Annotated in this window: 9 protein-coding genes, 1 tRNA gene, 1 pseudogene and 1 riboswitch; of the genes and pseudogenes, 5 read left to right on the top strand and 6 right to left on the bottom strand. The window is 39.7% G+C overall.

What is annotated here, in order from left to right; genetic code table 11:
- Positions 1-455 precede the first annotated feature (455 nt).
- The gene (locus BMX21_RS18745; RefSeq protein ID WP_022756022.1) at positions 456-749 is read right to left on the bottom strand and encodes a hypothetical protein; all 294 of its coding nucleotides are present in this window, start codon (positions 747-749) and stop codon (positions 456-458) included.
- A gap of 511 nt (positions 750-1,260) precedes the next feature.
- Between BMX21_RS18745 and BMX21_RS18740 the strand changes: the two genes are divergently transcribed.
- Positions 1,261-2,478, top strand: a complete 1,218-nt coding sequence (locus BMX21_RS18740; protein WP_022756154.1) for an ion transporter — start codon at positions 1,261-1,263, stop codon at positions 2,476-2,478.
- Positions 2,479-2,605: 127 nt separating this feature from the next.
- Here the strand turns inward: BMX21_RS18740 and BMX21_RS18735 are convergent, their stop codons facing one another.
- Both BMX21_RS18735 and BMX21_RS18730 read right to left on the bottom strand, forming a co-directional pair.
- The gene (locus BMX21_RS18735; RefSeq protein ID WP_143057305.1) at positions 2,606-3,454 is read right to left on the bottom strand and encodes a DUF6033 family protein; all 849 of its coding nucleotides are present in this window, start codon (positions 3,452-3,454) and stop codon (positions 2,606-2,608) included.
- Positions 3,455-3,799: 345 nt separating this feature from the next.
- Positions 3,800-4,564 (bottom strand): ECF transporter S component, encoded by a 765-nt coding sequence (locus BMX21_RS18730; RefSeq protein ID WP_092046971.1) that lies wholly within the window; start codon positions 4,562-4,564, stop codon positions 3,800-3,802.
- Positions 4,565-4,817: 253 nt separating this feature from the next.
- Positions 4,818-4,933, bottom strand: a riboswitch (FMN riboswitch).
- Between the two features lie 283 nt (positions 4,934-5,216).
- Here BMX21_RS18730 and BMX21_RS18725 point away from each other — a divergent pair.
- Together BMX21_RS18725 and BMX21_RS18720 are read left to right on the top strand one after the other, a co-directional pair.
- On the top strand, positions 5,217-6,155 hold the full coding sequence (locus tag BMX21_RS18725) for a D-2-hydroxyacid dehydrogenase (protein ID WP_022756150.1): 939 nt from the start codon (positions 5,217-5,219) through the stop codon (positions 6,153-6,155).
- Positions 6,156-6,177: 22 nt separating this feature from the next.
- A complete protein-coding gene (locus tag BMX21_RS18720) occupies positions 6,178-7,329 on the top strand; it encodes a tRNA dihydrouridine synthase (protein WP_092046968.1) in 1,152 nt (383 codons plus the stop codon).
- A 182-nt stretch (positions 7,330-7,511) separates the two neighbouring features.
- Here the strand turns inward: BMX21_RS18720 and BMX21_RS18715 are convergent.
- Positions 7,512-7,584 (bottom strand) — tRNA-Lys (locus BMX21_RS18715).
- Between the two features lie 151 nt (positions 7,585-7,735).
- Entirely contained in the window at positions 7,736-9,430 is a 1,695-nt protein-coding gene (gene pdxR / locus BMX21_RS18710; protein WP_177174117.1) for a MocR-like pyridoxine biosynthesis transcription factor PdxR, read from the bottom strand.
- Positions 9,431-9,829: 399 nt separating this feature from the next.
- On the opposite strand from pdxR, the gene BMX21_RS18705 reads away from it, so the two are divergent.
- Positions 9,830-10,669, top strand: coding sequence for a pyridoxamine kinase (locus tag BMX21_RS18705; RefSeq protein ID WP_092046961.1), 840 nt, complete (start codon positions 9,830-9,832; stop codon positions 10,667-10,669).
- Between the two features lie 264 nt (positions 10,670-10,933).
- On the opposite strand, the gene BMX21_RS18700 is transcribed toward BMX21_RS18705, so the two are convergent.
- Positions 10,934-11,353 carry a cytidine deaminase gene (locus BMX21_RS18700; RefSeq protein WP_027203529.1) on the bottom strand — a complete coding sequence of 140 codons (420 nt, stop codon included), beginning with the start codon at positions 11,351-11,353 and terminating at the stop codon, positions 10,934-10,936.
- 325 nt (positions 11,354-11,678) lie between these two features.
- On the opposite strand from BMX21_RS18700, the pseudogene BMX21_RS18695 reads away from it, so the two are divergent.
- Positions 11,679-11,896: pseudogene (locus BMX21_RS18695) on the top strand (RNA-guided endonuclease TnpB family protein); the annotation flags it as partial.

The raw sequence follows: 11,896 nt of genomic DNA, 5'->3' as shown, positions 1-11,896 counted from the left end.
ATGAAACCACTGTGAGACCTCCACGCTTAAGGCGCACGCTCTTTCTCTCCATATATCCGCCACATTTACTCTGCTACTACAAATGTGATAGTTATTAGACCTCGTTGTTCTTTGCCAACTTATCTCTCGTAGCCTAGCCTTATATGTGATTTCTGTCCGTCGGACCAGAGATTTGCTCACAGCTTCCTTCAGATTCCACCTCACGATGGACACCCTTGCTGTTCAGCTATACACTTCCCACTATCTGGGCGTGTTCGGGACTTTCACCCGTTAGAGCGCACCCATGGCGCGCAAACAAAGATAAGAGCATTCCGCGAAATGCTCTTACTTCTCTCTTGTTACCTATATTCTCATTGGTCTTATTGAACAAAATGACCATATTGACAATAGATAAAATAAGCAGCAGCAATATAAATGGCCGCAGCTGCACCTCTATAGGAATATCTACCATGATCTTACCAACCTATTGTAATATTCTGGGGTTCACTATTATGAATCTCACCTTTTCGGCACCTGAATATAACACCATTTTTCAGATAGATAAGCTGATGCTCATTCATAGCCTTGGCAAGTTCATCAACCAGCTGTTCATATCTGGTCTCAGTCATAGGCACGATGTAATCGTGGTTCTCATGCTCTGTTGATATCACAGCGGTCTTATAACGATTATCATACCTGATCCCGCGAAATTCACAGATCTCTGTTGTAGTCTTTTCGGAATTGTCCTGACATGACATGCAGATAAACATACGCCCTCCTGCCACTTATGGCTATACATGGATCAACCGGAGATCTGATAACTCCCCAGTTTCACAAAAAGGTAGTAGCTTCAGTTGATAATTTATACAGATAATATCGGTCAATTAGTCATAAAACTAATTATCACCTTTAATTATATCGCTTTTATGTACATTTGAAAACTCAGTACCGGTCAAATAATCTGATATTATCGCATATCATAGTTGTCCAAAAGATGCTAAACTATAGTATATATAGTCAAGAGAAAATTTTTCATATACTTTTTTCTATATAAATGAGGTAGGTGTCAAAAGTTCCTTTTGACACCATATGACTACCGGATTGTTCCGTTTCTTCGAAACTCTCACAATCCTCAAACATTCGCAAATCCGCACTACGTGCTACTTTGCTCATGTTTGGCGGGTCATAAATTCATATTCGATTTCGAGCAAGCTCGAATCGAAATGACTTTTGACCCTTACGTCATATAAATAACTAAAACTTCCAGACACGAGGTTTGATGTGAAAAAAACAGATTCCAAACACGAAAATATGATAAGAAAGCGAAATATAAGAAACAGGGTCTTCAAGATGGTCTCGGTTGGTGTTGTTGATGAGCCGGTCAATCAGATGTATGACATACTAAGTATATCTGCTCTATTACTCAATCTTGGGGCTTCGGTCATGGCTACCTTTGACAATCTGCAGGCTCAATATGGAGACATATTCCATATTATTGAAGTTGTCACTGTGGCTTTTTTTGCAATAGATTTTATATTAAGAGTATATACTGCCAAGTGCCATTTTCCCAAAGAAACTGAAGCGGGTGCTATAAAAAAATATATCTTTTCACTGGACGGAATAATTGATATCCTATCATTCCTTCCTTACTATCTGCCCTTCATGTTTCCAAACGGCGCTGTTGCCTTCAAGATGTTCAGAGTTGCCAGGATCTTGAGGCTCTTCAGGATCAATGCATATTATGATTCTCTGAATGTTATCACAGATGTTATAAAGAGTAAAAGTCAGCAGCTTATGTCTTCTGTATTCATAATCCTGGTATTAATGCTGGGTTCAAGTCTTTGCATGTATTCACTGGAGCATGACGCACAGCCGGAGGTATTCTCCAACGCTTTCTCCGGTGTATGGTGGTCTATGTCCACACTTCTGACTGTAGGATATGGTGATATATATCCTGTGACTACACTCGGTAAGTTCTTTGGTATAATCATTGCGTTTCTGGGGGTAGGAATTGTAGCTATCCCAACAGGTATCATAAGCGCCGGATTCGTAGAACAGTATACTCATCTATCCACAGTCGGAGATTCTACTGATACTGAGCTCAACTTCATTCAGGTCAAGATCACCGAAAACGATGACTGGGCCGGCAAATATATTAAAGACCTGCATCTTCCGGACAATATCATAATCGCAGCTCTTCAAAGAAATAACAAGACTTCCATCCCCAAAGGCAATACTCTGATCCATGAAGGAGACCAGCTCGTTCTGGGATCTGAACCGCTTCAGAAGGACAAGTTCATCAATTTCAAAGAGATGAAACTTGAATACGGGCACTCCTGGATAGGCCTAAGGATTGATGAACTTGATATCTCCAGAACTACTTTTATCGTGATGATAAGACGTGGTAATAAGCCCCTCGTACCAAGAGGCAATCTGGTGCTTATGGAGGGCGATGTCTTATTCCTATATAGCGTAACAAAAGCAGGGATTGATCTGTAGAGGCAATCCCTGCTTTTGCAAAACTAAAACCACCCACTTGGACGGACCGGCATCTCCAAAGTCTTTGCAGGGGCAGGTCCGTCCAAGTTGGGTAGTTTTAGTTAAAAATCAAAATACTGGCGGTAGTCTATATGTTAAAATCAAAGTGCTGTCCTACCATCATTTCTTCCTGTGTTCTGACGCTGTCGCTTCTAAAGAGCATAGCCTGATCAGAAATCTTTTTTAGGAGTTCATCAGCGGTATTTGCTGTAATTGTTACATACTCATCTTCATCAGGAATTCTATCTTTGTCCCTTGTTTTGTTAGTATTATCTGCAACTTTTTCATCCTTATCGCTAATATGTTTATTGCTGATATCCCTGTCTTTATCCTTCTTATGGGCTTTCTTTTCTTCCAGTTTCCTGGCTGCCTTTTCTTCCGCCTTCTTCTTGGCAGCTTTTTTCTCAATGCGGGCTTTCTGAGCCTTTGAAGAGTTCTTTAAAGTTGCAAAAAGTGTAGCTGTGCCGTCATCATTAATCTTCATGCCGTATCCCTGAACATCTGCTCCAGTAGATGCAAGACCGCTACTAAGGGCTTTGATCTGAGCTTCTGCACCTTTGATAGTTGCTTCTATCTTGCTTGCATACTTCTCATCATTAGCCATTCTCTCGATTTTCTCATCATCGATAAGAACTACTGTCTTATTGGCCTTGCCATATGCAGCAGCATTGGACTCGACCTGTTCTTTCATATCCTTGGATACCAGGACGAAGTCCATACCGGGGAATTTGGCTTTAAACTTCTCATAGAACTTTGCAGCCTTTTCACTTAGCTGAACATCACCTACTGTCCTGCCTGTAACCTTTGGTGTATTCTTGTTTTCAGCTGCTTTGGTTTTATCTGACTGCTCTTCTTTTTTGACGGATTTATTGTATGACGATGTGTCATACATAGACTGTGCCGCGCTTATACGCGCGATATCATTTGATAATGCCATAACAGACTCCTTTCCAAAGAGATATACGCTTCTATCACTGATCATATCCGGTGAAGCAATCTCTATATACGCATCCTTGCAACTACTACTTTTACCAGTGTGCCGGATCATTCACATTTATTAAATACAAAAGAATCCGTACACTAAATCGACGACACTATCTCAATTTGTATATCGGAATAATCTAAGACTTTATTTATAGCTTCCTGCTTATTAGATGCAATATCCGGGGCATTTGTACACTGCCTTTTTCTCTTTAACTAAAAATATAAGCAGTGACATATAAACTGCCACTGCCTACTATACATATAATCTATCAAATTCAGATCATAAGCTCCAAAAAAATTATTCTGCATATGTTTTCTTTCTTGAAGCCGGTACGAATGTAACATTCTTAAGAATTACGCTGATCCTCTTATATACAAATACTGTAATAATAGAATCAATGCCGCCCTTGATAAGATTGAGAGGAACTACACAGTACAATACAAGTGTCCAGATACTTGTAACGTTATTATTAGCTTCAGCACCCATTCCTACAAATGCATCTATAGGCATTCCGTACAGTGCGCTATACGCAGGGAGCAGGTAGAATGCGTTCATAAGGCTTCCTACAATAGTGATAACAAGTGTTCCGATGATGCAGGATACAAGCGCCATAGTGCGGGTCTTTTTGAAAGTATAGATAATAGATGCCGGAAGTATGAAGCAGCATCCTATAACAAAATTGGCAAGTTCTCCTACAAATGCTGTAGAAGTTCCTCTAATAACAAGCTCTAAGAGAATCTTCACAAACTCGATCATAACGCCTGCCATCGGCCCAAATGAAAATGCACCGATAAGAGCAGGAAGATCAGAAAGATCCAGCTTATAGAAAGATGGTGCAAAAGGAAGCGCAATCTCGAACATCATAAGAACAACAGATATAGCTGCAAATGTTCCTATAACTACTACCTTTCTGGTGCTGAGCATGGGCTCTTTAATTCCGTTGATCTTCTGTGCCAGCTTCTCACATACGATAGCGATAGCAAAAGCTGCTGCGATGATGATCGCAAAGCCTATCACATACTCTACATTTTCTGCAATACTAGCAAATAATCCATTGGTCATTTCTTTATCCCTCCTATGTCTGTACACATGTGTTATTTTCGGGAATTATTGGTTTTACGCCTGCGTTGTGAATTTAGGAATCAGGATGAATGCGTATCCTTAGAAGCGTGATTTTTGTGGGCATTTTCATCTTTTGCCAGCATAAATCCACAGTTTGGGACATATCGGACTTTTGTGTTACATACAACAAAAAAGCTCCGGCATATATCCGGGGCTAACAATTCATCCATAATCCTACAGATCATAAGATCTGCATATCCTTCTTCCATCCAGACTTTACTGTCGGTACCGGAATCACACCGGTTCATGCTATCAAAGCTCGCGGACTATACCGCCGGTAGGGAATCTCACCCAACCCCGAAGTTTTATTTTGTTTTCAAGTGCTATGTTAATACGCAATGTAATATGAGTCAATAGGTCAAATAAATTTTTTGCAACTTATTTTTGTTCAAACTTAGCACTTGCCAAACATACGCCACCATTTGTGGTAAGGCGAATTTTCAGTTTTTACTTATACAACTGCTCCACAGGTATTTTTATCTTGAAATAGGTCTTAGGGCGATATATTATGATGAATGACATAGGTCTATTTCAAAATCTAAAAATAATATTGATAAGTAAATATATCAATCTAAGAATATGGAGGCCACTTATGAAAATCGTATTTCTTGACCGCAAAACAATAGGTGAAGATATTGATCTAACCCCTTTTAACAGATTTGGAGAAGTTGTGATACATGACTTCTCAAAGCCGGAGGAAGTTCCTGCAAGGGTCGAGGATGCAGATATTATCATCCTTAACAAAGTCCCGATCAATGAAAAGACAATCGGAACTGCCAAGAATCTAAAGCTTGTATGTGTCACAGCAACAGGTGTCAATAATCTCGATCTTGACTATCTTGCATCAAAAGGCATTGAATGGCGCAATGTTGCAGGATATTCTACTCAGACAGTTACACAGCACACCTTTGCTCTTTTGTTCTATCTTTTTGAAAACCTTGCATACTATGACAACTATGTTAAGACAGACGGATATACCAAAGATTTTATGTTCACACATTTTGAAAAAAGATTTGGAGAGCTCTGCGGCAAGACATATGGCATAATCGGTCTTGGTGCTATCGGAAGGCAGGTTGCAAGCGTTGCCAAGGCTTTTGGATGCAATGTAATCTACTATTCAACATCCGGCAAGAACCATGACTCAGAATATAAGGAAGTTTCTTTTGACGAATTATTAGAAACATCCGATATTATATCTATCCATGCACCGCTTAATGACGCAACCGCCAACCTGATCAATAAGGACGCCCTTTCCAAGATGAAGAAATCTGCAATTCTCTTAAACCTTGGACGTGGTCCTATTGTTAACGAGAAGGATCTTGCTGATGCTCTTGAAAACGGAACTATCCGTGCTGCGGGTCTTGATGTACTCTCTGTTGAACCAATCGAAGAGTCCAATCCTCTTCTTAAGATCAAGGACAGCACTAAGCTTCTTATAACACCTCATATTGCATGGGCTAGTGTAGAAGCAAGAACAAGACTCATGAAGATCATTGAGGATCACATCGATAAGTTCCTTGCCGGTAAATAAGTTATTTTTAGGATTTATATAGATGAACATATATTATGCGCCCATGGAGGGCATCACAACATATCTGTACAGACAGCTTCACAATAAGTATTTTGGAGGGGTGGATACATATTTCACCCCTTTTATTAGTGTATTCCCTGATCACTATATCAAAAAACGTGATGAGAGGGAGATAGATCCTGCCAACAACGAAGGGATGCGGGTCGTACCTCAGGTTCTGGCCAACAGTTCTAAAGAGCTCATATGGATCTTCAAAAAGCTCACCTCAATGGGCTATGATGAAGTCAATCTCAATCTTGGATGTCCATCCGGCACAGTTACAGCTAAGGGTAGAGGTTCAGGATTTTTAAAAGAGCCTGATAAGCTAGGTACCTTCTTTGACGAAGTATTCGATTCTCTAGGCGATGATGCAAGAAAACTATCAGTTAAGACCAGAATCGGTTATCTTGACGCATCTGAGATGGAGCATCTGTCCAAGATATATGCCAGATACCCTATTAAGGAGCTGACTATACACCCACGTATCAGGAAACAGTTCTATAAAGGTGTTCCTGATATGGAAGTATTTGAAAAGGCTCTTATGATGAGCTCTTGCCCTGTATGCTACAACGGCAATGTATTTACTCTGGATAACTACAATAAGATCAATGATAGATATGGATATCAGGAAGGCTCAGATCTTCATGATGTAAGTGGTGGACTAAAGGAAGGTTCTGGTCTTCATGATATAGGTGGTATGACCAAAGATACCTTAGATATTCATGATATAAATAGTGATCTATCAAAAGATATCACTCTGCATTATCATATGAATACAGCCGGTTCTGCAGATAATAAAATATCTTCTGTTATGCTTGGAAGAGGCATCGTAGCTGATCCTTCTCTTGCTCGCCAGATCAAAGGCGGCGCCAAGATGGATAAAGCAGAATTCAAAGAGTTCAGACGCGCTCTGGAAGCTATGTACAAAGAGAATCTTAAAGACGGCAATAATGTCTTCAACAAGATGAAAGAGATGTGGTTCTACATGTCACAGTCTTTCGAAGGTTCAGAAGGCTACATAAAGAATATACTAAAATCAAAATCATATGCAGAGTACCTGGCAGCAGCCAACACGCTGGAAGGTAACTGTGATATTAAAAGCGGACCAAATGAAAAATCCCCGGTATCCTTCTAAGGACCGGGGATTTTTCATTTGGGATTTTTTAAATTGACCTAATAATATGAGGTAGGTGTCAAAAGTTCCTATTGACGCCATATGACTACCGGATTGTTCCGTTTCTCAGAAGCTCAGACAATCCTCAAACATGAAAAAAAAGTACCACCCCATGAGCTATACTCATGAAACAGTACTCGGCGTGCGCTGCCAGGGTCTCGAACCCTGGACAACCTGATTAAGAGTCAGGTGCTCTACCAACTGAGCTAGCAGCGCATCTTTATTATCTTTTGTTGCTGTCGTTCCTTGCAACAAAAGATACTTTACTACAACCTTAAGATAAATGCAAGTACTTTTTTAAAAAATCTTTTATTCGATTCATAACAAACGTTTTTGTGTTACATATTGTTCATGATCATTCATTCTCCTACATGCATTCCATTGCCGCCTTTTCCATTACGGGTAGAGCTTTTGCAAAATCAGCTTCACTAGCTGCGCCAAAGCTTACAAGGAAATGGTGATCATATTGGCTGTTATGGCTATAACAATAGTCGTTTATGCAAGACAGCTTTATTCCCTTATCTGACAATGCTTTTATAAACTTCTCATCATCAAGGCTATCAGGAGCCTTTAGGACTATTCTAAGACCTGCAACATCCTTTATCGGTACAAATATACCTGTTTCACTGTTTTCTTTTTGTTTTTGGATATAGGATCTGTCAGCATGAGTATTGTCATGAGTCTCTTTAGTATCATCATATTTTTCTTTACTATCATTCCTATTGGTAGAACCCTTTTCTTTGGATTCAAATAATCTCATGATGCTTTCGCGCCTTTTGCCATAATAATTCCTCATTCTGGAAAGGTGGCGCTCATAGTATCCTCCATTTATAAATTCTGCCAGAACCAGCTGTTCAAAAGAAGAAACCGTCCCTGAGTAAAATGATAACTTCTGCCTGTAACGATCCATGAGTTTATCCGGAAGGACCATGAAGGCTATCCTTATAGACGGAGCCAGGGTTCTTGTAAATGTATTCATGTAAATGACCCTTTCAGGATATGCAGCAGCAATAGGAGGAATAGGCCTTCCTGAAAATCTAAACTCTGAATCGTAGTCATCCTCTGCTATATAGGCATCTTCCCTTTCAGCCCAGTCTACAAGCTGAGCCCTCCTGCCGGCAGACATGACAACACCTGTAGGAAAATGGTGAGATGGTGAGATATTAACAAGTCTTACACTTGTTCCTTCCAGCACAGATACATCCAGTCCGTCCCTATCAACAGGTATATGAAGACACTTGTGCCCGGCTCTCTCACACAGAAGGCCCATCTTCTTGTATCCGGGATCTTCTACAGCTGTAAGTGCACCTCCGCCTGACAATATCAAAAGTATATTTTCTAAATATTCCGTACCCGGACCTACTATGATATTATCAGGATCTGCATCTATACCCCTGCTTCTCATAAGATAACCGGCGATTGCGTATCTAAGAACGGGAAGTCCGCAAGGATCCGGCGGTGCAAGGCATTCCGGATTTCTGTCAGACAAGACTTTGCGCATAAGTTTGGACCATATATCAAACGGGAAGGCATCATCAAAAAGACGCTGCGATACAAAATCTGCTATATCAGGAACTTGGGGAATATCTCTTTCAATAACACCAGATATATTATTGTTACTATTAGTAATATTGGCTTTAATATTAGTATTATTAGCTCTACTATTGGTATTATTGGCTTTTCTATTGGTATTATTGGCTTTACAACTAGTATTATCAGTTTTGATATTGCCAATACTATTATTAGCAGATCTATGATTAAGATATATATTACCATTTGACGATCTGCTGCTATCATCACTATAGTCACTCATTACAAAGCGCCCTGCGTCAAAGCTGACATAATATCCGCTTCTCTCCCTGCTTTCGATATAGCCTTCCACAAGGAGCTGTTCGTATGCATTCTCAACGGTTATAAGTGCAACGCCCTCCTGCCTTGCAAGACGTCTCTTAGAAAGGAGCTTCTCGCCGTTTCTAATCCTGCCGCTTACTATATCATTTCGAATACATTTATACAGATACTCATAAATTGGTACATTGCCTCTTTTTTCTACATCATACATATATTCTTCCCCCTTGTTTCTTATCCACATGAACAGGTTACGATATATCTTACTTGTTTTTCTTACTTGTTTTTCTTACTTGTTTTTCTTACTTGTTTTTCTTTTTATTTTGTGTAAATCTGGTCTTATTCAAAATTCACAAAATGGTTATAATAATGATTCCAGTTTTATAATATACTCTTTAATCAGTGATGGCAATGTCAATTGCCTTTAGACATTACAAGCACACCGGCTCATTCTATTTTTAACCTCATGTCACGAGCAAAGCAAGTGACTAATGGTTCAAATTGGTGGAGCTCGCGACACCAATTTGGGTTTGAAAATGGAACATTTTCAAACTTTATCCTGAATATGTCGGACAATTACTACACTCAGATACAGACAGATTGGAGACCCGCTATGAAGAGAATCGTATCAATTCAAGACATTTCCTGCGTAGGCAAGTGCTCGCTTACTGTAGCACTTCCTATCATCAGCGCCATGGGAGTTGAGACATCGATCGTGCCGACCGCTGTTCTCTCCACACACACTATGTTCAAGGGATTTACATTCAGAGATCTTACAGATGATATGCTCCCAATTCTGGAGCATTGGAAGAAAGAAGGCTTTAAATTCGATGCAATCTATACAGGGTATCTGGGAAGCCTTCGTCAGATAGATATAGTAAAAGAATATTTTAACTCACTTAAAGGTGAAAACACAGCCATTATAGTCGATCCTGCCATGGCCGATAATGGCAAGCTTTATGTTGGTTTTGATGAGGCATTTGCCAAAGAGATGCTGAATCTATGCACCAAGGCAGATATCACACTTCCTAACATATCCGAAGCTGCTCTTATGCTGGGTGAAGAGTACCCGGGTGAAGAGGCAAATGAAGATGTAGTCAGAGGCCTTCTAACAAAGCTTGTTAATGCAGGATGTAAGTTCCCTGTAATAACAGGTGTTACTCTTGATAACGGAAGCTTTGGTTTTATAGGTCTTAACGGTGAAAATGGCGAATTCATAAGCTATGGCACCACCAAGGTTCCTTATAAGTCTCACGGAACAGGTGATGTATACGCCAGCGCATTCACAGGTGCTCTTACTCTTGGCAAGAGTGTATATACTGCCCTTAAGATAGCTACAGACTTCACAGCTGCCAGCATCCGTAATACATATGAGGATCCGGACAGCGTGAACTATGCTGTTAACTTCGAAGCTGAGATTCCGTATCTTCTGAATCTTCTAAAAGAAAACTGACCCTCATAAGCTTTAAGAAAATATCAATCAGCATGACTATCTAATCATTTTTTCCTCATGTCGCGAGCAAAGAAAACAACTAATGGTTCAAATTGACGGAACTTGCGACATTAATTTGGATTTAAAAATAGAAAGCTTTTCAAATTCTTAGCTAAATACAGAATAGAAGTTTTTGTTAATCAAAAAAGAAGCCTAGATGAATTATTAAAATAGAATTCATCCAGACTTCTTTATTAAATCCAATAATTACTATCTATTATAGTTTTAGAGGTTCTCAGGTCCGAAGCTGTTAGGAAGAACTTCATCAAGCCTTTGAACAGTTACTTCGCCGCTTGCTCCCTGAAGCACTACTTCAAAATCAGGTCCGCAGAATTCTCTCATAACCTGTCTGCAGATACCACATGGCTGTGAATCAGTGAGTTTATCTATATTGCCATTCTCATCCTCAGGACCGCCTACTATGGCAATCGCTTTAAAGTTCTTCTCCCCATTGGCAATAGCTGTAAAAAACGCTGTACGTTCTGCGCAGTTAGTAGCGCCGTATGAAGCGTTCTCAACATTACATCCGCCATATATCTTACCCTCTTTTGTAAGAAGCGCAGCGCCTACATGAAAATGTGAATAGGGCACATATGACATCTTGCGCATCTCTTTGGCCTTATCTAAAAGCTTCGTATAATCCATACCTTTTACCATCCTTTATGCTGATATTACCTAACCTGAAGGTTGCTATATATTAGTTCATCTTTCAAGTCAGTAATAGGTGCCAAATGACACCCCTGTCATTTTGACACCCACATATATAATATCAGATATTCCAAAAATAGCCAAACTATTTATCAGTACATTATGTTAGTAGTTTTTCACAAGCGTCGCAGGGCAGGAAGCCCACTACTCTTGAGTGGTGGGAGGAATGCCCGTTTTAGCGACGCATTTTCTTTCTAAATATTATTGTTCTTCGCCAAAATAAATAATATAATGTTTTTGGTGAAGAAAGTAGGTGTTTTATATGGAACAGACAATTACAGCAAAACTTCAGATTTTAGTTAATCCTTCAGATAAGCAGATTCTCTGCGATACAATGAAGGCTTATTCTGATGCCTGTAATTATGTATCTGAATACATATATAGAACTCGTAAACTTAGCCGTTACAGTGTACAGGAAAATACTTATTATCAAGTACGAGAGACTTACAATCTCCGTTCTCAGATGGCAGTATCTTGTGT

This window comes from Butyrivibrio sp. TB (genome assembly GCF_900110805.1).
Classification (GTDB): domain Bacteria; phylum Bacillota; class Clostridia; order Lachnospirales; family Lachnospiraceae; genus Butyrivibrio; species Butyrivibrio fibrisolvens_C.
Note: the sequence above shows the minus strand (reverse complement) of the source record. Positions and strands in the feature narration are given on the sequence as shown.

What these genes read in the sequence shown, in the direction of transcription:
- BMX21_RS18745 (WP_022756022.1), bottom strand. Translation starts at nt 749, where the DNA reads ATGTTTATCTGCATGTCATGTCAGGACAATTCCGAAAAGACTACAACA.
- BMX21_RS18735 (WP_143057305.1), bottom strand. Translation starts at nt 3,454, where the DNA reads ATGGCATTATCAAATGATATCGCGCGTATAAGCGCGGCACAGTCTATG.
- BMX21_RS18730 (WP_092046971.1), bottom strand. Translation starts at nt 4,564, where the DNA reads ATGACCAATGGATTATTTGCTAGTATTGCAGAAAATGTAGAGTATGTG.
- BMX21_RS18725 (WP_022756150.1), top strand. Translation starts at nt 5,217, where the DNA reads ATGAAAATCGTATTTCTTGACCGCAAAACAATAGGTGAAGATATTGAT.
- BMX21_RS18720 (WP_092046968.1), top strand. Translation starts at nt 6,178, where the DNA reads ATGAACATATATTATGCGCCCATGGAGGGCATCACAACATATCTGTAC.
- pdxR (WP_177174117.1), bottom strand. Translation starts at nt 9,430, where the DNA reads ATGTATGATGTAGAAAAAAGAGGCAATGTACCAATTTATGAGTATCTG.
- BMX21_RS18705 (WP_092046961.1), top strand. Translation starts at nt 9,830, where the DNA reads ATGAAGAGAATCGTATCAATTCAAGACATTTCCTGCGTAGGCAAGTGC.
- BMX21_RS18700 (WP_027203529.1), bottom strand. Translation starts at nt 11,353, where the DNA reads ATGGATTATACGAAGCTTTTAGATAAGGCCAAAGAGATGCGCAAGATG.